The sequence below is a fragment of the Diaphorobacter sp. JS3051 genome, from assembly GCF_015832135.1.
Taxonomy (GTDB): domain Bacteria; phylum Pseudomonadota; class Gammaproteobacteria; order Burkholderiales; family Burkholderiaceae_C; genus Diaphorobacter; species Diaphorobacter nitroreducens.
The window spans coordinates 3,557,453-3,577,764 of the sequence record NZ_CP065406.1; the positions used below are offsets into that span (position 1 = coordinate 3,557,453).

Here is a 20,312-nt window from a genome sequence, read left to right on the forward strand (position 1 = left end):
GAGCTTGTAGCGCTTGATAGGCGGGCGCTACAGGCTCTTTTGTTATGGAGCCTTGGGTGCCTGGGGCACCTCGGGCGGCAGGCCGGCGCCAGCCTCCGCCGCGGCCAGGCGTTCCTGGCGCTCCTTGGCCATCTGCTCCACCAGCTGGGCGCGGCCCTGCTTGGCGACGGCGATCATGGCCTCGCGGTCGTTGTGGTGCTCGTACATGCGGTTGGACAGCGCCATGTTGTGCGCGCGGAAGCGCTCGGCCAAGGTGTCGGCCTCTTGCGGCGACAGGCCATTGAGCTCCAGCACCGTGCGCGCGGTGCGCAGGCTGGACTCGAACACCTCGCGTTCCACATGCTCCACGCCCAGATCGCGCAGCGCGTGCCAGTGCGTCACGTCGCGCGCGCGCCACGATCTGCAACTGGGGAAAGTGCTTCTTCGCCAGTTGCACGATCTTGAGCGACTGCTCCGGCGCGTCCACCGCCACCACCAGGATGCGCGCATGCTCGGCGCCGGCCATGCGCAGCAGGTTCACGCGCGTGGCGTCGCCATAGAACACACGGTAGCCAAAGGTGTGGGCCACCTCCAGCATCTCCACGCTGTGGTCCAGCACCGTGGCGGGCACGCCCTGCGCCAGCATCATGCGCGCCACGATCTGCCCATAGCGCCCGAAGCCGGCAATGATCACCGGGGCCGACTGCGGCTCGGAGATCTCCTGCGCCTGCGGGGCGGTCTTCAGCGTGGCAAAGCGCTTGAGCAGCACCCGGTCCAGCAGCACCAGCAGCAGCGGGCTGATCAGCATGGACAAGGCTACCGCGCCGATCAGCAGCGACGCCATCTCGGCCGGAATCGCGCGAAAGCCCGCGCCGGCCTGGAACACCACGAAGGCGAATTCGCCGCCCTGCGCCAGCAGCAGCGTGAACACCGGCCGCTCCTGGTAGGGCATGGCGGTCACGCGCGCCAGCGTCCAGATCACCAGTGCCTTGATGCCCAGGAAGCCCAGCAGCAGCGCCAGCATGCCCCAGGGCGTGCGCAGGATCACGCCGAAGTCGATGCTCATGCCCACGGCGATGAAGAACAGGCCGAGCAGCAGGCCCTTGAAGGGCTCGATGTCGGTCTCCAGCTCGCGGCGGAACTCGCTGTCGGCCAGCAGCACGCCGGCAAGGAACGCGCCCAGCGCCATCGACAGGCCCACCGAGAGCATCAGCATGGCGATGCCCACCACCAGGAACAGCGAGGTGGCGGTGAAGATCTCGGGCGTCTTGCTCTTGGCGATCCAGCGCAGCAGCGGGCGCAGCGCGAGCCGCCCGCCGAGCACGATGGCGCCCACCACGCCCAGGATCTTGGCCGCCTCCAGCAGCAGCTCCTGCACTTCGTGCGGATGGTCCAGCTCGGCCGCGCGCGCGGCCACGCCCAGCAGCGGCAGCAGCGCCAGGATGGGGATCGCCGCCACGTCCTGGAACAGCAGGATCGAGAAGGCCTTCTGCCCGCTGTCCGTGCGCATCAGGTTGCGCTCGTGGATCACCTGCAGCGCGATGGCGGTGGACGACAGCGCCAGCCCGAGCGCGCCCACCAGCCCCACACGCCATGGCAACCCGAACGCCCAGGCCGCGGCCCACAGCAGTGCGGCGCAGCCCACCATCTGGGCCGTGCCCAGGCCGAAGATGGGGCGGCGCAGGCTCCACAGGCGGCTGGGCTGCAGCTCCAGCCCCACCAGAAACAGCATCAGCACCACGCCGAACTCCGCGAAATGCAGGATGTCCTGCACATTGCTCACCAGCGCCAGGCCCCAGGGGCCGATGGCGATGCCCGCGGCCAGGTAGCCGATGATGGCGCCCAGCCCCAGCGCGCGGGCGATGGGGACGGCGATCACGGCCGCGGCGAGATAGGTGAATCCGTAGGTGAGCCAGACGGGGGCTTGGGCCATGGTGTGCAGGAAGAGGGCGCGAAAAGTGATGCGGGGAGTGCGTGCGCCGCACTCGGGCGCGGGCAGAAATTGTGCACCCGGCCCGCGGGCGGCGCAGACGCGGGGGGGCACCGGGCGGGCAGGGTGCCGTGGGTGCTCTGGTTTTGATAGCTGTTAGCGCTGGATGGAAAAGCGCTAGGCCGCGTTTTCATGCCGGACGCCAGAGGACCGCCGCGCAGCGTGCCGGCTGCGTCGGCCGATAGAATCGCCGCATTCCTTCCCCCCTCATTTCCCAACGGACCATGACATGGACTGGCATACCTGGATGGCTTTTTTTGCGGCGTCGTGGGTGATCGCCATCTCGCCGGGCTCGGGCGCCGTGCTGTCCATGAGCCACGGGCTGTCCTACGGCGTGCGCCAGGCGGGCGCCACGATCCTAGGGCTGGAACTGGGCCTGCTGCTGATCCTGGTGGTGGCCGGCGCGGGCGTGGGGTCGCTGCTGGTGGCGTCGGAACTGGCCTTCAGCATCGTCAAGGTGCTGGGTGCGTGCTACCTGATCTACCTGGGCTTCATGCAGTGGCGCGCGGGCGCCGCCGGCACGCTGCAGGGCGACCTGCAGGCGCAGCCCGCGAGCTGGCGCCGCCGCGTGCTCACCGGCCTGCTGACCAATGCCACCAACCCCAAGGGCATCATCTTCATGGTGGCCGTGTTGCCGCAGTTCATGACCGACACGCGCCCGCTGTGGAGCCAGCTGCTGGTGATGGCCGTCACCATGCTCTCGGTGGACCTGATCGTGATGAACGGCTACGCCGCCAGCGCCAGCGCGCTGCGCACGCTGATGCGCAGCGGCCGCGCCATGCGCACGCAGAACCGCGTGTTTGGCGGCCTGCTGATGCTGGTGGGCGCAGAGCTGTTTTTCGTCAAGCGCGGCACACAGCACGGGTAGCCGGTGGTTTGCTATTTTTATGATAGCTATTAACGCTTGATGGACGGGCGCTAAGGCCTGTTTTTGCTTATGTGGAGCCAGCGGCCGTGACCGCCGGCACTACGATGCGGGCTGGCCCCGCGCGGGTACGGAACACAGGAGGCAGGCATGACCGTGGTCGCAGTTGCAAATCCCAAGGGCGGCGTGGGCAAGTCCACGCTGGCCACCAACATCGCCGGCTACTACGCCAGCCGCGGGCATGCGGTGGTGCTGGGCGATGTGGACCGCCAGCAGTCCGCGCGGCTGTGGCTGCAGCAACGCCCGGCCGCGGCGCGCCCCATCGGCGCGTGGGACGTGGAGCCCGATCGCTTCAACAAGCCGCCCAAGCACGCCACCCACGCCGTGCTCGACACGCCCGCGGGCCTGCACGGCTGGCGGTTGAAGGACATGCTCAAGCTGGCCGACCGCATCATCGTGCCGCTGCAGCCCAGCGTGTTCGACATCTTCGCCACGCGCCAGTTTCTGGACGAGCTGGCCGCGCACCGTCGCAGCGCGGGCGTGCCGATCGGCATCGTGGGCATGCGCGTGGACGCGCGCACCATCGCGGCGGACAAGCTGCATGCCTTCGTGGACAGCCTGGGCCTGCCGGTGCTGGGCTACCTGCGCGACACGCAGAACTACATCCACCTGGCGGCGCACGGCCTGTCGCTGTTCGATCTGTCGCCCGGCCGCGTGGCGCGCGACCTGGAGCAGTGGCAGGGCATCTGCGCCTGGCTGGACGGCGCCTGACGCGCGCGCTGGCCGAGTTCCAGCGCCTGGGCTGTCGCGGTGCCGACAGGCGCCCGCGCGCGCAGGCCGCTACAGTGGCCGCATGAAAACCTTCCGCAGCTATTCCGAAGTGGCCTCCTGCGTCGGGCAGGAAGTGGCCGTCACCGACTGGGTGGAAGTCACCCAGGCGCAGATCGACCGGTTTGCCGACGCCACGGGCGACCACCAGTGGATCCATGTGGACCCGCAGCGCGCAGCGCAGGGGCCGTTCGGCACCACCATCGCGCACGGCTTTCTGACACTGTCGCTGCTGCCGCGCTTCATGGAGGCATCGTTTGCCATCACCGGCGCGCGCATGGGCGTGAACTACGGGCTCAACCGGGTGCGCTTCCCCGCTCCCGTGCCCGTGGGCAGCCGGCTGCGCGCGCACATGGTGCTGGCAGCGGCCGAGCCCGTCGCGCCCGACGGCATGCAGATGACCTGGGAGGTGACCCTGGAGCGCGAGGGTGGCGACAAGCCCGTGTGCGTGGCAGAGGCGCTGGTGCGCAGCTACGGCGCACCCGCCTGAAGGGCCTGCGCCGGGGGCCTGCCGGTCCGGTTCAGGCAGGCTGGGTCTGCGTGGGCGGAATGAGAAAGCTGTTTTGCCGCCACGCCTCGTAGACCGTCACGGCCACGGCGTTGGACAGATTCAGGCTGCGCTGGTTGGGCAGCATCGGCAGGCGCAGGCGCTGCGCGGGGGGGAACGTCTCGCGCAGTTCCGGCGGCAGGCCGCGCGATTCGGCACCGAACACGAACCAGTCGCCCGGCAGGAAGCCCGTGTCGTACACCGACTGCGTGCCATGGGTGGTCAGCGCGAACATGCGCGACAGGTCGGGCTGCATGTCGCGCAGCAGGGCCGTCCAGCCCGGGTGGCGGCGCACCTCGGCGTACTCGTGGTAGTCCAGCCCCGCGCGGCGCATGAGAGGGTCTTCCATGGAGAAGCCCAGCGGTTCCACCAGATGCAGCATGCAGCCGGTATTGGCGGCCAGGCGGATCACGTTGCCGGTGTTGGGCGGAATCTCAGGCTCGACGAGGACGATGTGAAACATGGTGGCTATTGTCGGCGGCCCGCGGGTGGCGGGCTGACGGATGAGGCGGCAGATGGTAATGAATCGTATACCGGCGGCCGTGCCCGCGCGCGTCACGGCGTGCGGGCCAGCACCAGCGCGCAGACCTGCAGCGCACCCGCATCGCGCAGGGGCGCTGCGGCCGCATGCAGCGTGGCGCCGGTGGTCATCACGTCGTCCACCAGCAGCACCCGCTTGCCGGCCAGTTGCGCGGCCCGCAGCGGGTCGGGCACGAAGGCGCCGCGCAGGTTGCGCAGCCGTTCGGCACGCGCCAGGTGGCTCTGCGCCTCGGTATCGCGCACGCGCAGCAGCATCCGCGCGTGCACCTGTGGGTGGCCCAGCGCGCGCGCCAGCAGCAGGGCCTGGTTGTAGCCGCGCTGGCGCAATCGCTCGGGTGACAGCGGCACGGGCACCACCAGGTCGGCCTGGGCCAGCGCTGCCTGCGCGCCTGGGGCACGCACCATCAGTTGCGCCAGGGCGCCGGCCCAGCCGGGCTCCGCATGGAACTTGAACTGGGCCAGCAGGTCGGCCCAAGGAAAGGCGTAGCTCACCGCGGCCACGCAGGCATCCAGCGGCGGAGGGCGGCGCAGGCAGTCGCCGCACTGCGCGACGCCGTGGGGCAGCAACCGCGCGCAGGTGGCGCAGCGCGGGAGCGGCGGAGCAAACTGCATGCGGCAGGCGTCGCACACGGGGCGCGCGGGCCAGGCATGGCAGACCGCGCAGCGGCTGGGCACTGCCGCGCCCACGCGGGCCAGGCCGCGCGATATCCCTGCCAGGTGCGTGGCCAGATGCGTGAACAGCATGGGCTCAATATACTCGCGGCCATTTGCGGCCCGCCATGTCCGAACACCTTCCGCCCACCATCGACCCGGTTGCCGCTGCACGCTGGCATGCCATGGTGCCCGAGGTCTCGCCCTGGTTGCACGAAGAGGTGGCGCAGCGCATGCAGGAGCGGCTGCAGTGGATCGTGCAGGCGCCGCAGGCCTGGTGCGACTGGGATCCGCTGCGCGGCGGCGTGCAGGGCCATGGCCTGGTGGGGCAGCATTTCGAACAAGCCACCAGCCATATCACCGAGACTTCATCCCCCGCGGGGGAGGCGCTGGCGCGCGTGCGCTTCGCAAAGCCCTGGTGGAGCCCCGCGCGCTGGTCCGCGGCGGCGCCGCGCTTCGGGGTGCCGCCCGAGGGCAGCGTGCAGATGCTGTGGTCCAACATGGCCCTGCACATGGCGGCGGACCCGCAGGCGCTGATCACCCAGTGGCATCGGGCACTGGCGGTGGACGGTTATCTGATGTTCTCGTGCCTGGGCCCTGACACGCTGCGCGAGCTGCACGCGCTGTATGCCGAGCTGGGCTGGCCCGCCGCCGGCCACGCCATGACCGACATGCACGACTGGGGCGACATGCTGGTGCATGCGGGGTTTGCCGAGCCAGTCATGGACATGGAACGCATCACGCTCACGTTTGCCACGCCCGAGCGGCTGCTGCAGGAGCTGCGCAGCCTGGGGCGCAACCTGCATCCGCAGCGCTTTCCCGCGTTGCGCGGGCGCCACTGGCGGCAGCGACTGGAAGAGGCGCTGGCCCAGCGGCTGGCCGATCCTCGCCACGAGGGACAGCTTGCATTGACCTTCGAGGTCGTTTACGGCCATGCCTTCAAGCCCGCGCCCCGCGTGCGCGTGGAGGGCAGCAGCGCGGTGTCGCTGCAGGACATGCGCGCCATGCTCCACGCAGGACGCACGGTGCCGCGCTGAGGGGGCTGCGGCGCAATTTGCGCTGTCAATGACCTCAATCAATGCAGGCTACAATTCTTTGAGATTGCAGATTCGGAACTCTCTTGGCGCGCCTGCATCGGGTGGTCGCCCGCGGCCGGCGGCGCGTCTTCTGGGGTTCTGATGGCGCCACGCGGCGCTCTCAGGCCTCCTTTCTGCGTCACTTCTTGGCAGTGTTCTCTCGGGACTAACGTGTATTGCAGCCATGTCCCGTGCTGGGCATGCTGAATGCGATCAAGAGAGTCCGTGTTGGATTGCGGAGACAACAGGCTGCCAGGAAAGCGGTCTGGACTGATTGGTGAAAGCGGGTGCACGGCATGCCCGCATGGCTTTGTGCGCCGCCTGACCCCACGCAGGCGCGCACCGAGGGATTGGTCAATTGGAGCTTAGAAGTAAGTGAGAACTATGAAGAGCATTTCCAACAAGCTGGCTTCTGGGCTGCTGATGGCCGGAGCATGGGTGGGCACGGCGGCCCATGCGGTTCAAAGCCTGCCCGGCGGCCCGGCGGTGAACCAGCTGAACTTGCACCCCCCCGTGACCAAGATCGCCGAGGAGCAGCACTTCCTGCATTGGATGATGCTCATCATCTGCACGGTGATCTTCGTCGGCGTGTTCTCGGTGATGTTCTATTCGATCTGGAAGCACCGCAAATCGCGCGGCGCCCAGGCGGCCAACTTCCATGAATCCGTGACCGTGGAAGTAGTGTGGACGGTCATCCCCTTCATCATCGTGGTCCTCATGGCCCTGCCGGCCACCAAGGTGCTGGTGGCGCAAAAGGACACGACCAATGCCGACCTCACGGTGAAGGTGACCGGCTACCAGTGGAAGTGGGGCTACGACTATCTGTCGGGCGAGGGCGAGGGCCTGTCTTTCATCTCCACGCTGGACAGCAGCCATCGCCGGATGTCCGACAGTGGCGACGTGGCCAATGCACCAGCCGACTACCTGCTGAAGGTGGACGCACCCCTGGTGGTGCCGGTGGGCAAGAAGGTGCGCGTGATCACCACGGCCAACGACGTGATCCACGCCTTCATGGTGCCGGCATTCGGCATCAAGCAGGACGCGATCCCCGGCTTCGTGCGCGACACCTGGTTCCGCGCGGAAAAGGTGGGCGACTACTACGGCCAGTGCGCCGAGTTGTGCGGCAAGGAGCACGCCTACATGCCGATCCACGTCAAGGTAGTGTCCGCACAGGAATACACGCAGTGGGTGGATGGCGAGAAGAAGAAGGCCGCCGCCAAGCTGGACGACCCCAGCAAGGTCTGGACGCTGGACGCGCTGCTGCCGCGCGGCGAGAAGGTTTACGCCGCCAACTGTGCCGCCTGTCACCAGGCCAACGGCAAGGGGGCCGGCCCCATCAAGCCGCTGGACGGTTCGGCCATCGTCACCGACGCCGACCACGCCAAGCAGATCCAGGTGGTGCTCAAGGGCGCTGCCAACGGCGCCATGCCCGCCTGGGCGCAGCTCAGCGACACCGATCTGGCCGCCGTGGTGACCTACACCAAGAACGCCTGGTCCAACAAGACGGGTCAGCTGGTGCAGCCGTCTGAAATCGTGGCCCAGCGCGGCAAGTGAACCGCAACGCCCAACGCATTGAGGAATCGAACATGAGCGCAGTTCTGGACAATCACGGGCACGCCGGCGGCCACGCGCACGGCCACGGCGGGCACCACCACACCCCCACCGGCTGGCGGCGCTGGGTGTACGCCACCAACCACAAGGACATCGGCACGCTGTATCTGCTGTTCAGCTTCACCATGCTAATGGTGGGCGGCGTGCTGGCGCTGCTGATCCGCGCCGAGCTGTTCCAGCCCGGGCTGCAGTTGGTCAACCCCGAGCTGTTCAACCAGCTCACCACCATGCACGGGCTGATCATGGTGTTTGGCGCCATCATGCCGGCCTTCGTGGGCTTTGCGAACTGGATGATTCCGCTGCAAATTGGTGCGTCTGACATGGCGTTTGCGCGCATGAACAACTTCAGCTTCTGGCTGCTGATTCCGGCGGCGCTGCTGCTGGTGGGCTCGTTCTTCATGCCCGGCGGCGCACCGGCTGCGGGCTGGACGCTGTATGCGCCGCTGACGCTGCAAATGGGCCCGTCCATGGACGCCGGCATTTTTGCCATGCACATCATGGGCGCCAGCTCCATCATGGGGGCGATCAACATCATCGTCACCATTTTGAACATGCGCGCGCCGGGCATGACGCTGATGAAGATGCCCATGTTCGCCTGGACCTGGCTGATCACCGCCTACCTGCTGATCGCCGTGATGCCCGTGCTGGCCGGCGCCATCACCATGACGCTGACCGACCGCCACTTTGGCACCAGCTTCTTCAACCCCGCCGGCGGCGGCGACCCGGTGATGTACCAGCACATCTTCTGGTTCTTTGGCCACCCCGAGGTGTACATCATGATCTTGCCGGCCTTTGGCATCGTCAGCCAGGTGGTGCCGGCGTTCAGCCGCAAAAAGCTGTTCGGCTACGCCTCCATGGTGTACGCCACCTCGTCCATCGCGATCCTGTCGTTCATCGTGTGGGCGCACCACATGTTCACCACGGGCATGCCAGTCACGGGCCAGCTGTTCTTCATGTACGCCACGATGCTGATCTCCGTGCCCACGGCCGTGAAGATCTTCAACTGGACGGCGACCATGTGGCGCGGCTCCATGACCTTCGAAACGCCCATGCTCTGGGCCGTGGGCTTCATCTTCGTGTTCACCATCGGCGGCTTCACGGGCCTGATCCTGGCCATGGCGCCGATCGATATCCAGCTGCAGGATACCTACTACGTGGTGGCCCACTTCCACTACGTGCTGGTGGCCGGTTCGTTGTTCGCCATGTTCTCGGCCTACTACTACTGGAGCCCCAAGTGGACGGGCATCATGTACTCGGAGACTCGCGGCAAGATCCACTTCTGGGGCTCGCTGATCACCTTCAACATCACCTTCTTCCCCATGCACTTTCTGGGGTTGGCGGGCATGCCGCGCCGCTATGCCGACTACCCCATGCAGTTTGCCGACTTCAACGCGCTGGCGTCCGTCGGGGCACTGGGCTTTGGACTGATGCAGGTGTACTTCTTCCTGTTCGTCGTGCTGCCGGCCATGCGCGGGCGGGGCGTGAAGGCGCCGCAAAAGCCCTGGGAAGCCGCTGAAGGCCTCGAATGGGAAGTGCCGTCGCCCGCGCCGTTCCACACCTTTGAAGTGCCGCCCAAGCTGGACGCTACGGCCACGCGGGTGATCGGCTGACATTCCGGGAGATCGCCATGACCACGCCGGAGCAAAAAAAATCCAACCTGCGCATGGCGCTGATCCTGGCGTCGGTGGCGGCGGTGTTCTTCATCGGCTTCATGGTGAAGATCGCCTGGCTGCATTGACGAAAGGGCGGGACCATGGGTGCGCGTAGCGAAAACCTGAAGATGGTGGGCAAGCTGGCCGTGGTGACGGTCGGCATGTTCGCCTTCGGCTACGTGCTGATCCCGATCTACAAGCACATTTGCGAGATGACGGGCATCAACATCTTGTCGCTGTCGGAGCGGCAGGTGCCCGGCAACGGCACGGCCGGCCGCAACGCCCAGGTGCCCGCCAACAGCCAGGTGGACAAGACCCGCCTCATCACTGTGGAGTTCGATGCGAACGCGCGTGGTCCGTGGCAGTTCCGGCCCGCGCAGCGCTCCGTGCAGGTGCACCCGGGCGAGCTGGCCACAGTGATGTACGAGTTCCAGAACGTGCAGGACCGCCGCATGGCCGCGCAGGCCATCCCCAGCTATGCGCCGCGCCAGGCGGCCGCCCACTTCACCAAGCTGGAGTGCTTCTGCTTCAACCAATACACGCTGGAGCCCGGCGAGAAGAAGGAATGGCCCGTGGCCTTCGTGATCGACCCGCGCCTGTCCAAGGACGTCACCACGATCACGCTGTCCTACACCTTCTTCGAAGTCGGCGGCAAGACGCCGGCCGCGCCCCAGTCCACGGCCGCCGCACTGCCGGCGACTTCCGCGGAGGCCGGTTCATGAGCCCCACGCCCCCGCGTCCGCCGCGCAAGGGATCGCTGTTGCGCACCCTGCGTGCCGTGGCATGGTCGCTGATCGGGTTGCGCAAGGGGGAGCAATACCAGCGCGACCAGGAGACGCTGCAGCCGCTGCACATCGTGTTCGTGGGATTGGTCGCTCTGTTTGTGCTGGTGCTGCTGCTGATCGGACTGGTGAACTGGATTGCTTGAGGCCTGCCGCCGCTGATAACAACGAGACAACCGAGAACTTTGAGAACGAGGAGCTGAAATGAGTGCATCTACCCACGGCACGACGCCTTACTACTACGTCCCCGCGGAGTCTCGCCACCCCGTGCTGGCGGCGGCGGGGTTGTTCTTTGTCCTCCTCGGCGCGAGCCAGTGGATCAACGGCCATGACTGGGGCAAGTATTCGCTGGCCTTCGGCCTGGCGTGGTGGCTGTTCGTGCTGTACCAGTGGTTCCGCGATGCCGCGCGCGAGAGCGAGGGCGGGCTGTATGGCCGCAAGATCGACATCTCGTACCGCTGGAGCATGAGCTGGTTCATCTTCTCCGAGGTCATGCTCTTCGGCGCCTTCTTCACCGCGCTGTGGTGGGCGCGCGCGCACTCGGTGCCGGCGCTGGGTAGCCTGGACAACGCGCTGCTGTGGCCCGACTTCAAGGCCGTCTGGCCCAGCATGGCAGCGGGGGTGACCGCCTCGCCGGCGGGCATCGTCGAGCCCTTCCAGACTGTCGGCCCGTTCTGGCTGCCCACCATCAACACCGCGCTGCTGCTGACCTCCGGCGTCACGCTCACCATTGCCCACCACGCGCTGCGCGAAGGCCAGCGCGCCAAGACGATCGGCTTCATGTGGGTCACGGTGCTGCTGGGCTTCGTGTTCCTGTGCGTGCAGGGCTACGAGTACTTCCACCTCTACACCGACCTGAACCTCAAGCTCACCTCGGGCGTGTACGGCTCCATCTTCTTCATGCTCACGGGCTTCCACGGTTTCCACGTGTTCGTGGGCATGCTGATGCTGCTGTTCATCACGCTGCGCCTGCACAGCGGCCACTTCACGGCCGAGCGCCACTTCGGTTTCGAGGGCGCGGCCTGGTACTGGCACTTCGTGGACGTGGTCTGGCTGGGCCTGTACATCCTGGTGTATTGGATGTAATCCCGTCTCCGGATCGGGAAAAAGCGCCGCAAGGCGCTTTTTTTACGCGGAGGTGGTTGCTTCAAAAACAGGAGCTGCCTGCGCTTGATAGATAAGCACTTTGGATATAAATGGTATTGAAAGCCCTGTGCACCAAGCGCAAGGCGCTCACTTTTTTGATGGCCATCGGCGTGCGCCTCAGCGCACTGCGGCGGGCAGCCCGGTTGGCTGGATGTACCCCAGCTTCCAGGCCAGCAGCAGGCACAGGAACAGCACGATGGACAGCCCCACGCGCAGCCCCAGCGCGCGGGCCATGCGCTTGCCCTGCTGCTGGTCGTCGCCCTTGCCGCGCATCATGAAAAACAGCGCCGAGCCCAGGCTTGCGATGATGGCGAGAAACGCCAATGCCACCAGAATCTTCATGAGGCCCATTATCCGGTGAACCCTGCCCGACAACCCTTCGGCCTGCGCTTCTGGCTGGTGACCCTCGCGGCGCTGGTCGCCATGGTAGTGACCGCGTCCCTGGGCCGCTGGCAACTGTCGCGTGCCGCGCAGAAGACCGCGCTGCAGGCGGCCATGGACGAACGCCAGTCCCGCGCACCGCTGCAGGGTGCCGAACTGGCACAGGCGCTGCAGTCGGCATCGCAGGAGGCCACCGCGCCGCTGCTGCACCGCCGCGCCGAGCTGCGCGGCCAGTGGCTGCCCGAGGCCACGGTGTTCCTGGAGAACCGCCAGATGTACGGGCGTCCGGGCTTTTTCGTGTTCACGCCCCTGCAACTGGCGGACAGCCCGCGCGTGGTGCTGGTGCAGCGCGGCTGGGCGCCGCGCAACTTCCTGGAGCGCACGCGCCTGCCGGAGATCACCACCCCTGCCGGACCGGTGCAGTTGGAGGGGCGGCTCGCCGGCCCGCCGGCGCGGTTGTATGAGTTCGCACCCACCGCCCAGGGCGAGGGGTCTTCGCGCATCCGGCAGAATCTGGACCTGGCCGCCTATGGGGCCGAGACCGGCCTGGCGCTGGCGCCCCTGACCGTCGTGCAGACCGGCGCCGCCAGCGACGGGCTGCAGCGCGACTGGGCGCCCATCGACAGCGGCGTCGACAAGCATTACGGCTACGCATTCCAATGGTTCGGGCTTTGCGGCCTGGTGGCAATCCTCTATGTCTGGTTCCAATTCGTCCGACGCTTCCTTCGCCCAGGCCGCCAGCGTGGTGCCTGAGACCGGCGGCCAGCAGCCGCTGGGCCTCACGGTGCACAGCCTGCCCCAGGCCGGCGATGCCATGGCGGCGCTGCAGCGCTCGCGCAGCGGCCGCTGGCAGATGCTGGGGCTGTTGCTGGTGTGCGCGGCGCCCGTGATCGCTTCGTACTTCACCTATTACGTGCTGCGTCCCGAGGGCCGGCGCAACTTTGGTGAGCTCATCGAACCCCAGCGCGCCTTGCCCGCGCAGGCCGCAGCCACCGCATTGGACGGCACGGCGCATACGCTGGGCGAGCTGCGTGGCCAGTGGCTGCTGGTGAGCGTGGCACCCGGCGCCTGCGACGACGGCTGCCGCAACAACCTGTACCTGCAGCGCCAGTTGCGCGAAACCATGGGCCGCGAGAAGGAGCGCATGGACTGGGTCTGGCTGGTGTCCGACGGCGCCGTGCCCCCGGCGGAGATCGCCCCCGGCCTGCAGGGCGCCACCGTGCGCCGCGTGGATGCCGCCACCTTGGCCACCTGGCTGCAACCCGCGCCCGGCCATACGCTGGAAGAACACCTGTACGTCGTAGACCCGCAGGGCCACTGGATGATGCGCTTTCCCGCGCGGCTGGACCGCGCTGGCGCGGCCAAGGCCAAGCGCGACCTGGACCGGCTGCTGCGCGCCTCGGCATCGTGGGACCAGCCGGGCCGCTTGCAGGAGGCCCCGTGACGGACATGCAGCCGCTGTACGACCTGGCGCCGGCCCTGGAGCTGATGGCCCTGGGCATCGTGATCGCCCTGGGCCCGCTGGCCTGGGTGTGGTGGCGCGGGCGCGGCAACACGCCGGTGCGGCGTCTGCAGGCGCTCACCGTGCTCACGCTGTTCCTCACCTTCGACCTGGTGCTGTTCGGCGCCTTCACGCGCCTGACGGACTCCGGCCTGGGCTGCCCCGACTGGCCGGGCTGCTACGGCAACGCCAGCCCGGTGGGCGCGCGTGCGGAGATCTCGGCCGCACAGGAAGCCATGCCCACCGGCCCCGTCACCCACGGCAAGGCCTGGGTGGAGATGATCCACCGTTACCTTGCCACCGGCGTGGGCGTGCTGATCATCGCGCTCACCGTGGGCGCGTGGCGCCAGCGCCGCGCAGCCGCACAGTTGCCTCAGTTGGCAGGGGCGGCGCCCGCGCTGAGCCCCTGGTGGCCCACCGCCACGCTGGTGTGGGTGTGCCTGCAGGGCGCTTTCGGCGCGCTCACCGTGACCATGAAATTGTTCCCGGCCATCGTCACGCTGCACCTCATCGGCGGGCTGGTGCTGTTGGCGCTGCTGTGCGTGCAGGCCGTGCGCCAGACGCAGATGACGCGGGGCGTGGTGCCCGTGGCGCTGCCACGCGGCCTGCGCTGGCTGCTGGGCGTGACGGCGGCGCTGGTGGCGCTGCAGGTCGTGCTGGGGGGCTGGGTCAGCACCAATTACGCGGTGCTGGCCTGCACCACTTTCCCGCAGTGCCAGGGCAGCTGGTGGCCCGACATGGCGTTTGCCGAGGGCTTTCAGGTCTGGCGCGCGCTGGGCCTGCTGCAGGACGGCAGCCACATCAGCTTCGCCGGGCTCACGGCCATCCATTACGTGCACCGGCTCGCGGCCTACCTGGTGCTGGCGGCGCTGGTGGTGCTGGCCTGGCGCCTGCGCCGCGCGGGCGTGTTGCGCGACCCGGCGCGCTGGCTCGCAGGCCTGGCGCTGCTGCAGTTTGTCACCGGCCTGTCCAACGTGGTGCTGGACTGGCCGCTGGTGGCCGCCGTGCTGCACACGGGCGGCGCTGCCGCGTTGGTGGTGGTGCTGACCTGGGCGCTCACGGCCAGCCGCGGCACCGCCGGCGCTACGGCTTCGCAGCCGCGCGCCGGTGCCGATTCCGTCAAGAGAGTTTCCGCATGAGTGCCGCTCCTGCTCCCGCCCCCGCCGCCGCAGCGCCGCGCGCTCTGCCGTCGCGGCTGTCCCAGTTCTACGCGCTGACCAAGCCGCGTGTGGTGCAGCTCATCGTGTTCTGCGCCTTCATCGGCATGGTGCTGGCCGTGCCGGGCATGCCCAGCGGCGCGCAGTGGGCGTTGATGGCCGTGGCCAGCGCGGGCATCTGGCTCGTGGCTGGTGCGGCGGCGGCGTTCAACTGCATCGTGGAGCAGGGCATCGACGCCAAGATGAAGCGCACGGCCTGGCGCCCCACGGCCAAGGGCGAGCTGTCCAACACGCAGACGCTGCTGTTCTCGGCGCTGCTGTGTGCGGCGGGCTCGGCGCTGCTGTACTGGTGGGTCAACCCGCTGACCATGTGGCTGACCTTCGCCACGTTTGTCGGCTATGCGGTGATCTACACGGTGATCCTCAAGCCGCTCACGCCGCAGAACATCGTGATCGGCGGCGCCAGCGGCGCCATGCCGCCCGTGCTGGGCTGGGCCGCGATGACCGGCGAGGTGGGCCCCGAGGCACTGATCCTGTTCCTCATCATTTTCCTGTGGACGCCGCCGCACTTCTGGGCACTGGCGCTGTACCGCGTGGAGGACTATCGCAAGTCCGGCCTGCCCATGCTGCCCGTCACCCACGGCAACGAGTTCACGCGCCTGCAGGTGTTTCTCTATACCTTGATCCTGTTCGCAGGCTGCCTCATGCCTTTCGTGTACGGTATGAGTTCGTGGATCTACCTTGCAGCCGCCGTGGTGCTGAGCGCGGGCTTTTGCCTGTACGGCTTCCGGCTGTGGCGCGACTACTCCGACACGCTGGCGCGCAAGACCTTTCGTTTCTCGCTGATCCACCTGAGCCTGCTGTTCGCGGCGCTGCTGGTGGACCACTACCTCCAGTGAAGCAAGCTTATGGATAAACGTGATGCTCTGAAAAAAATAGCTGCTGGCGCTTTCTGGATGGGCGTTGCAGGCACTTTTGCCGCATGTTCTCCGAAGGCGCCCAAGTTCCAGGGGGTGGACCTCACGGGTGCCGAGTACGCGCGCGACCTGCAGTTGACCGACCACAACGGCCAGCCGCGCAGCCTCAAGGACTTCGCGGGCAAGGTGGTGGTGGTGTTCTTCGGCTACACGCAATGCCCGGACGTTTGCCCCACGTCGATGTCCGAACTGGCCGACGTCAAGCGCGCCCTCGGCGCGGACGGCGACAAGCTGCAAGGCATCTTCGTCAGCGTGGACCCCGAGCGCGACACGCCCGAGGTACTCAAGGCCTACATGGCCAACTTCGATCCCAGCTTCCTCGCGCTGCGCGGCACGCCCGAGCAACTGGCCGCCGTGGCCAAGGACTTCAAGATCTACTACAAGCGCGTGGAAGGCCAGACCCCCACGAGCTACACCATGGACCATTCCGCCGGCAGCTATGTCTATGACCCTGCCGGCCGCCTGCGCGTGTACCACCGCTACGGCAGTGGGGCACAGAGCCTGGCGGCCGACGTGCGCGCGCTGCTGGACGAAACCCGCTGATTCCACGCGCTCCACGCGCCCCGGGGGCTGGCGTGTGGCAAATACCACATTGCCCGTAGGGCCTGAATTGACGTGTGCGTCACCTTGGGTGGCGATAGGCGCCAGGAGAGCGTCGCGCCTGCCTAGAGTGCACAGTGGCTGGCCGCCAGGCGCATCGACGGTGATGGCGCAGGCGCCGGCCACGGCCTCAACCTACCGACGCCCTACCGACGCGCCATGGATTCCTTTGCCCCTGCCGCCCGCCCCCGGTCCGAGGACGGCGTGACGCACCCGCCGCCCCATCGGACCGATGACGCCGCCGACGACAGTGCGGCGGCCTTCCTGCAGCGCATCGGCAGCCTGAGCGCGGGAACGCTGGAGCGCGCTGCCATGGATGCGGCGCCCGACGGCATCGTGCTGGCCGACCGACAGGGCCGCATCCTCATGGTCAACGCCCCCATGGAGACCATCAGCGGCTACACCAACGCGCAGTTGTGCGGCCAGTCCATCGACCTGCTGGTGCCGGTGCACGCGCGGCCCGAGCATGGCCAGCATATGCAGCGCTACCACCAGTCTCCCAGCCGCCGGCCCATGGGCATGGGGCGCGACCTGTGGTTGCAGCGACGCGACGGTAGCCAGGTGCCGGTGGACATCGCCCTCGGCCATTCCTCCGCCCACGGGGGTACGGTGGTGGCTTTTGTGCGCGACGTCTCCGACCTGCGGCGCCTGGAGGCGCGCATGCACTACCAGGCCACGCACGACACGCTGACCGGCCTGCTCAACCGCTGGACGTTCGGCCAGCGGCTGGAACAGGCGATCGCGGAGCAGGCGGGAGCGCAAAGCCCGCCCTTCGCGCTGCTGCTGCTCGATCTGGACGACTTCAAGGCCATCAACGATGGCTACGGCCATGCCGCCGGCGACCAGGTGCTGCAGGAGGTTGCGCGGCGCCTGCGGGGTGCGCTGGGCACGGGCGACATCCTTGCGCGCCTGGGCGGCGACGAGTTCACCGTGCTGTTGCCCGGGGTGGCCTGTGCCGCGCAGGCCGAGGGCGTGGCCGCGCGGCTGATGCAGGCGCTGTGCGTGCCCTGCCGCGTGCAGGGGTTCGAACTGAACTTCGGCGCCAGCATGGGCATCGCGCTGTGCCCTCAGGATGCGGGCGACGCCGCCACGCTGCTGCGCTATGCCGACATGGCCATGTACCACGCCAAGCACCGCGGGCGCGCCAACTTCGCGTTCTACGCCCCGTCCATGGGCCGCAAGATGGCCGAGAAGATCCAGTTGCACGACCGGCTCAAGCTGGCCCTGGCCTACGGCGGGCTGACGCTGCATTATCAGCCGCAGGTCGATGTGGCCACCAACCGCATGGTGGGTGTGGAGGCCCTGCTGCGCTGGCACGACCCGCAGCTGGGCGAGGTGTCGCCCGAGCGCTTCGTGCCCGTGGCGGAGGCCACGGGACTGATCCTGGAGTTGGGCGCCTGGGTCATGGCCGCGGCCTGTCGCCAGATCGCGGCGTGGGAGCGCCAGGGCATGCGTTTGCGCGTGGCGGTGAACCTGTCCGCCCAGCAGCTGCGGCAGACCGACCTCGTCGAGCAGGTGGCGCGCAACCTGCGCACCCACCATGTCCCGCCCGAGTTGCTGGAACTGGAGGTGACCGAGTCCGAAGCCCTGGCGGACCCCGAGCAGGCCTGCCAGGTGCTGAACGAGCTGCGCGCGCTGGGCGTGGCCGTGGCGCTGGACGACTTCGGCACGGGCCACTCGTCGCTGGCCTACCTCAAGCGCCTGCCGGTGTCGCACATCAAGGTGGACCGGGAATTCATGCGCAACGTGCCTGCCAGCGGAGGCGACACCACGCTGGTGCGCGCCGTGGTCGCGCTGGCGCACACCATGGGGCTGCGGGTGGTCGTGGAGGGCGTGGAAACGCGCGAGCAGCTGCAGTTTTTGCGCGAGATGCAGTGCGCCTGCTACCAGGGCTGGCTGTTTGCCAAGGCGCTGGCGCCCGACGACGTGGCCCTGCTGTACGCGGCCGGTGCCGACGTGGCGGCGGAAGGTGCGCTGGGCTGAGGTGCAGGCAGCGACGCTGGCTTACAGCGCGGCGTGCACCGGCGCTTGCGCCGCAGGGGGGGTGCGCGCAGCCGCACGCGCCTGGTACAGGTTGGCCGCCGAGCGGCGGCCGCCGCGCGTGAGCGCCAGCAGCGGCGCGCGCTGGATCTCGCAGTGCCAGCGGTCGCGCCGCAGCACGCCTTGCTCCTGCGCCAGCAGCGCCAGGGCGCGCGCCACGGACTCGCGCGTGGTGGCGAGCAGGGCAGCCAGCACCGTATGGCTGGGCAGGCGCACCAGCGTGCTGCGCTGCAGCTCGGCCAGTTGCAGCAGCGCGCCCGCCAGTTGGCCCACCACGCCGCGGATGCGGGCGATGCGGCCCCAGTCGGCCAGGCGCGCGTTGGCGTTCAGTTGTTCGCGCGCCAGTTCCAGCAGGAATTCGCCTTGGAACTGGCGACCGGCCCCCAGCAGGGGCGCCAGGTCCAGTTGGCAGACGCGCCCCGGCGTGACCGCCACGTAGGACAGGTCCGCCGGCTGCTGCAGCAGCGCGGGGGCGCCCAGGGCCTCGCAGCAGCCCGCCATGCCTACGGGGTGCTCCACTCCATCGTCGCCGCGGCGCTGCACCAGCAGCGTACCGATCTTGACCACCTGCACCCTGTGGATGCTCTCGCCCTGGCGCTGCAGCATCTCGCCCTTGCGAAAGCGCCGCTCCGTCAGGTGCCCGCGCCAGCCCGCGCGCGTTTGCGGGTCCAGGCGGCCCAGCAGGCACTGCTGCTGGCAGGCGCAGTCGTTGCAGGTATGGCCGCCGGAGGACGGATGGTCGGTCATGAGTACAAGCCAAAATGGGCTTCAGCGCTTGTCTGACAAGCGGTGGAAGCTATGAATACCGTAGCGCCTCGCAGAGGGCCGGTCAGCGGCCTCGGAGTGCTGGGGATTGGCGGAGAGTGTGCAAGGCGGGGCCGTCCTGCCCCGTGACCTAGGTCAACGTTTGGGACCAAGTGCCTGCACTGCGCGCCCCCGGCCGGCCCTTACCCGCGTGGCCGCCGCGCTGCGCGGTCACTCGGCGCGGATGCCCTGTTCGCGGATGACGCGGCTCATGGTGGCCGTGTCGGCCTGGATCCGGTTGGCCAGCCCCTCGGCCGACGAGCCAATGGCCTGCCAGCCCTGCTGGAACAGCTTGGCGCGCACTTCCGGGCTGCGGGCGATCTCGCCGATCACGCGGGACAGCCGTGCGCGCACCGGGGCGGGCATGGACGCGGGTGCGGCAAAGGCGTTCCAGATCTCCAGCTGGAAATCGCGCACGCCGGCCTCCGCCAGGCTGGGCACCTCAGGCGCCAGCGTGCTGCGGCCCGCGGAGGTCACGCCGATCAGGCGCAGCTTGCCCGCCCGTGCCTGGGCCTGCGCGAGCGCGGGCGGCAGCAGCGCCATTTGCAACTGGCCACCCAGCATGGCGGTGGCTACCTGCGGGTAGCCGGGGTAGGGTACGTGCACCGGTGCAATGCCGGTGCGCGCCTTGAGCAGCTCGGTGCCCAGGTGGCCTACGGTGCCCACGCCGGGGGTGCCGTAGCTCCAGCGGTCGCCCGCGGTGCGCGCGGCCTGCAAGAAGGCGCGTGCGTCGGCGCCCGCGGGCACGTCGGGCTGGTTTACGGGAGCGGTCAGGACCAGGGGCGATACGCCGATCAGCGACAGCGGCGCGAAGTCCTTCATGGGGTCGTAGGGCACGTGCGCGTTGAGCAGCTTGGCGATCGTCAGGTTGCCGTTGATGAACAGGCCGATGGTGTGGCCGTCCTGCGCCTTGGCGACCGCATCGGCGCCGATGTTGCCGCCCGCACCCACCTTGTTTTCCACGACCACGGGTTGGCCCAGGGCCTGGGACAGTGGCTCGGAGAAGGTGCGCGCCGTCAGGTCGGGCGAAGAACCCGGTGGGAAGCCCACGATGATGCGCAGGGGCTTGGCGGGCCAGCCGGGGGTGGCGGGCGCGGCATCCTTCTGGGCCATGGCGGCGCCACAGGCCGAAGCCAGGGCCAGTGCCAGCAGGCCGCGGCGGGCGAGGGGGTGGGGGAACATGGG

The 20,312-nt window shown here is 68.4% G+C and carries 21 protein-coding genes and 1 pseudogene; 16 read left to right on the top strand and 6 right to left on the bottom strand.

What is annotated here, in order from left to right; translation table 11 throughout:
* Positions 1 to 42: 42 nt before the first annotated feature.
* Positions 43 to 1,912, bottom strand: a pseudogene (gene kefC / locus I3K84_RS16875) (glutathione-regulated potassium-efflux system protein KefC).
* A 286-nt stretch (positions 1,913 to 2,198) separates the two neighbouring features.
* On the opposite strand from kefC, the gene I3K84_RS16880 reads away from it, so the two are divergent.
* The 3 genes from I3K84_RS16880 to I3K84_RS16890 all read left to right on the top strand — a co-directional run bounded on the left by I3K84_RS16880 (position 2,199) and on the right by I3K84_RS16890 (position 4,152).
* Positions 2,199 to 2,837, top strand: coding sequence for a LysE family transporter (locus I3K84_RS16880; RefSeq protein ID WP_196995027.1), 639 nt, complete (start codon positions 2,199 to 2,201; stop codon positions 2,835 to 2,837).
* Between the two features lie 147 nt (positions 2,838 to 2,984).
* The gene (locus I3K84_RS16885; protein ID WP_196995028.1) at positions 2,985 to 3,605 is read left to right on the top strand and encodes a ParA family protein; all 621 of its coding nucleotides are present in this window, start codon (positions 2,985 to 2,987) and stop codon (positions 3,603 to 3,605) included.
* 82 nt (positions 3,606 to 3,687) lie between these two features.
* Positions 3,688 to 4,152: a MaoC family dehydratase gene (locus I3K84_RS16890; protein WP_011806640.1), complete on the top strand. Its 465-nt coding sequence runs from the start codon at positions 3,688 to 3,690 to the stop codon at positions 4,150 to 4,152.
* 31 nt (positions 4,153 to 4,183) lie between these two features.
* Here I3K84_RS16890 and I3K84_RS16895 read toward each other — a convergent pair whose 3' ends face one another.
* Together I3K84_RS16895 and I3K84_RS16900 are read right to left on the bottom strand one after the other, a co-directional pair.
* A complete protein-coding gene (locus tag I3K84_RS16895; protein WP_196995029.1) occupies positions 4,184 to 4,672 on the bottom strand; it encodes a tRNA (cytidine(34)-2'-O)-methyltransferase in 489 nt (162 codons plus the stop codon).
* Positions 4,673 to 4,764: 92 nt separating this feature from the next.
* The gene (locus I3K84_RS16900; protein WP_172208378.1) at positions 4,765 to 5,493 is read right to left on the bottom strand and encodes a ComF family protein; all 729 of its coding nucleotides are present in this window, start codon (positions 5,491 to 5,493) and stop codon (positions 4,765 to 4,767) included.
* 35 nt (positions 5,494 to 5,528) lie between these two features.
* Here I3K84_RS16900 and I3K84_RS16905 point away from each other — a divergent pair, with 35 nt between their 5' ends.
* The 7 genes from I3K84_RS16905 to I3K84_RS16930 all read left to right on the top strand — a co-directional run bounded on the left by I3K84_RS16905 (position 5,529) and on the right by I3K84_RS16930 (position 11,607).
* Positions 5,529 to 6,437 (top strand): class I SAM-dependent methyltransferase, encoded by a 909-nt coding sequence (locus tag I3K84_RS16905; protein WP_047349751.1) that lies wholly within the window; start codon positions 5,529 to 5,531, stop codon positions 6,435 to 6,437.
* Between the two features lie 423 nt (positions 6,438 to 6,860).
* On the top strand, positions 6,861 to 8,030 hold the full coding sequence (coxB, locus tag I3K84_RS16910; RefSeq protein WP_196995030.1) for a cytochrome c oxidase subunit II: 1,170 nt from the start codon (positions 6,861 to 6,863) through the stop codon (positions 8,028 to 8,030).
* Between the two features lie 32 nt (positions 8,031 to 8,062).
* The gene (ctaD, locus tag I3K84_RS16915) at positions 8,063 to 9,697 is read left to right on the top strand and encodes a cytochrome c oxidase subunit I (RefSeq protein WP_196995031.1); all 1,635 of its coding nucleotides are present in this window, start codon (positions 8,063 to 8,065) and stop codon (positions 9,695 to 9,697) included.
* A 17-nt stretch (positions 9,698 to 9,714) separates the two neighbouring features.
* Positions 9,715 to 9,825 carry a cytochrome oxidase small assembly protein gene (locus I3K84_RS22335; protein WP_011806633.1) on the top strand — a complete coding sequence of 37 codons (111 nt, stop codon included), beginning with the start codon at positions 9,715 to 9,717 and terminating at the stop codon, positions 9,823 to 9,825.
* 15 nt (positions 9,826 to 9,840) lie between these two features.
* Positions 9,841 to 10,461: a cytochrome c oxidase assembly protein gene (locus I3K84_RS16920; protein WP_088888409.1), complete on the top strand. Its 621-nt coding sequence runs from the start codon at positions 9,841 to 9,843 to the stop codon at positions 10,459 to 10,461.
* Positions 10,458 to 10,667, top strand: a complete 210-nt coding sequence (locus I3K84_RS16925; protein ID WP_011806631.1) for a DUF2970 domain-containing protein — start codon at positions 10,458 to 10,460, stop codon at positions 10,665 to 10,667. The genes I3K84_RS16920 and I3K84_RS16925 overlap by 4 nt, the downstream gene beginning before the upstream one ends.
* Before the next feature lie 58 nt (positions 10,668 to 10,725).
* The gene (locus tag I3K84_RS16930; RefSeq protein WP_196995032.1) at positions 10,726 to 11,607 is read left to right on the top strand and encodes a cytochrome c oxidase subunit 3; all 882 of its coding nucleotides are present in this window, start codon (positions 10,726 to 10,728) and stop codon (positions 11,605 to 11,607) included.
* A 177-nt stretch (positions 11,608 to 11,784) separates the two neighbouring features.
* On the opposite strand, the gene I3K84_RS16935 is transcribed toward I3K84_RS16930, so the two are convergent.
* Entirely contained in the window at positions 11,785 to 12,009 is a 225-nt protein-coding gene (locus I3K84_RS16935; RefSeq protein WP_187305989.1) for a twin transmembrane helix small protein, read from the bottom strand.
* 15 nt (positions 12,010 to 12,024) lie between these two features.
* Here I3K84_RS16935 and I3K84_RS16940 point away from each other — a divergent pair, with 15 nt between their 5' ends.
* The 6 genes from I3K84_RS16940 (at position 12,025) to I3K84_RS16965 (ending at position 18,266) form a co-directional block, all read left to right on the top strand.
* Positions 12,025 to 12,801 (top strand): SURF1 family protein, encoded by a 777-nt coding sequence (locus I3K84_RS16940; RefSeq protein WP_088888411.1) that lies wholly within the window; start codon positions 12,025 to 12,027, stop codon positions 12,799 to 12,801.
* The gene (locus I3K84_RS16945; protein ID WP_011806627.1) at positions 12,743 to 13,492 is read left to right on the top strand and encodes a hypothetical protein; all 750 of its coding nucleotides are present in this window, start codon (positions 12,743 to 12,745) and stop codon (positions 13,490 to 13,492) included. Before I3K84_RS16940 ends, I3K84_RS16945 begins: the two co-directional genes overlap by 59 nt.
* Positions 13,489 to 14,688: a heme A synthase gene (locus tag I3K84_RS16950; protein WP_196995033.1), complete on the top strand. Its 1,200-nt coding sequence runs from the start codon at positions 13,489 to 13,491 to the stop codon at positions 14,686 to 14,688. Before I3K84_RS16945 ends, I3K84_RS16950 begins: the two co-directional genes overlap by 4 nt.
* On the top strand, positions 14,685 to 15,605 hold the full coding sequence (gene cyoE, locus I3K84_RS16955) for a heme o synthase (protein WP_196995034.1): 921 nt from the start codon (positions 14,685 to 14,687) through the stop codon (positions 15,603 to 15,605). Before I3K84_RS16950 ends, cyoE begins: the two co-directional genes overlap by 4 nt.
* A gap of 57 nt (positions 15,606 to 15,662) precedes the next feature.
* On the top strand, positions 15,663 to 16,226 hold the full coding sequence (locus I3K84_RS16960) for an SCO family protein (RefSeq protein ID WP_015914157.1): 564 nt from the start codon (positions 15,663 to 15,665) through the stop codon (positions 16,224 to 16,226).
* A gap of 216 nt (positions 16,227 to 16,442) precedes the next feature.
* Positions 16,443 to 18,266, top strand: coding sequence for a bifunctional diguanylate cyclase/phosphodiesterase (locus I3K84_RS16965; RefSeq protein WP_196995035.1), 1,824 nt, complete (start codon positions 16,443 to 16,445; stop codon positions 18,264 to 18,266).
* Positions 18,267 to 18,287: 21 nt separating this feature from the next.
* Here I3K84_RS16965 and I3K84_RS16970 read toward each other — a convergent pair whose 3' ends face one another.
* Complete coding sequence (locus tag I3K84_RS16970) at positions 18,288 to 19,070, bottom strand: Crp/Fnr family transcriptional regulator (protein WP_011806622.1); 783 nt, start codon at positions 19,068 to 19,070, stop codon at positions 18,288 to 18,290.
* A gap of 228 nt (positions 19,071 to 19,298) precedes the next feature.
* The gene (locus tag I3K84_RS16975) at positions 19,299 to 20,309 is read right to left on the bottom strand and encodes a tripartite tricarboxylate transporter substrate binding protein (RefSeq protein WP_196995036.1); all 1,011 of its coding nucleotides are present in this window, start codon (positions 20,307 to 20,309) and stop codon (positions 19,299 to 19,301) included.
* Positions 20,310 to 20,312 lie beyond the last annotated feature (3 nt).

Bases quoted from the DNA above. Each gene is read 5' to 3' on its own strand.
- I3K84_RS16965 (WP_196995035.1), top strand. From the start codon at position 16,443: ATGGATTCCTTTGCCCCTGCCGCCCGCCCCCGGTCCGAGGACGGCGTG.
- cyoE (WP_196995034.1), top strand. From the start codon at position 14,685: ATGAGTGCCGCTCCTGCTCCCGCCCCCGCCGCCGCAGCGCCGCGCGCT.
- I3K84_RS16925 (WP_011806631.1), top strand. From the start codon at position 10,458: ATGAGCCCCACGCCCCCGCGTCCGCCGCGCAAGGGATCGCTGTTGCGC.
- I3K84_RS22335 (WP_011806633.1), top strand. From the start codon at position 9,715: ATGACCACGCCGGAGCAAAAAAAATCCAACCTGCGCATGGCGCTGATC.
- I3K84_RS16890 (WP_011806640.1), top strand. From the start codon at position 3,688: ATGAAAACCTTCCGCAGCTATTCCGAAGTGGCCTCCTGCGTCGGGCAG.
- I3K84_RS16900 (WP_172208378.1), bottom strand. From the start codon at position 5,493: ATGCTGTTCACGCATCTGGCCACGCACCTGGCAGGGATATCGCGCGGC.
- I3K84_RS16895 (WP_196995029.1), bottom strand. From the start codon at position 4,672: ATGTTTCACATCGTCCTCGTCGAGCCTGAGATTCCGCCCAACACCGGC.
- coxB (WP_196995030.1), top strand. From the start codon at position 6,861: ATGAAGAGCATTTCCAACAAGCTGGCTTCTGGGCTGCTGATGGCCGGA.
- I3K84_RS16905 (WP_047349751.1), top strand. From the start codon at position 5,529: ATGTCCGAACACCTTCCGCCCACCATCGACCCGGTTGCCGCTGCACGC.
- I3K84_RS16975 (WP_196995036.1), bottom strand. From the start codon at position 20,309: ATGTTCCCCCACCCCCTCGCCCGCCGCGGCCTGCTGGCACTGGCCCTG.
- I3K84_RS16885 (WP_196995028.1), top strand. From the start codon at position 2,985: ATGACCGTGGTCGCAGTTGCAAATCCCAAGGGCGGCGTGGGCAAGTCC.
- I3K84_RS16945 (WP_011806627.1), top strand. From the start codon at position 12,743: ATGTCTGGTTCCAATTCGTCCGACGCTTCCTTCGCCCAGGCCGCCAGC.
- I3K84_RS16920 (WP_088888409.1), top strand. From the start codon at position 9,841: ATGGGTGCGCGTAGCGAAAACCTGAAGATGGTGGGCAAGCTGGCCGTG.
- I3K84_RS16970 (WP_011806622.1), bottom strand. From the start codon at position 19,070: ATGACCGACCATCCGTCCTCCGGCGGCCATACCTGCAACGACTGCGCC.
- I3K84_RS16960 (WP_015914157.1), top strand. From the start codon at position 15,663: ATGGGCGTTGCAGGCACTTTTGCCGCATGTTCTCCGAAGGCGCCCAAG.
- I3K84_RS16880 (WP_196995027.1), top strand. From the start codon at position 2,199: ATGGACTGGCATACCTGGATGGCTTTTTTTGCGGCGTCGTGGGTGATC.
- I3K84_RS16930 (WP_196995032.1), top strand. From the start codon at position 10,726: ATGAGTGCATCTACCCACGGCACGACGCCTTACTACTACGTCCCCGCG.
- ctaD (WP_196995031.1), top strand. From the start codon at position 8,063: ATGAGCGCAGTTCTGGACAATCACGGGCACGCCGGCGGCCACGCGCAC.
- I3K84_RS16935 (WP_187305989.1), bottom strand. From the start codon at position 12,009: ATGAAGATTCTGGTGGCATTGGCGTTTCTCGCCATCATCGCAAGCCTG.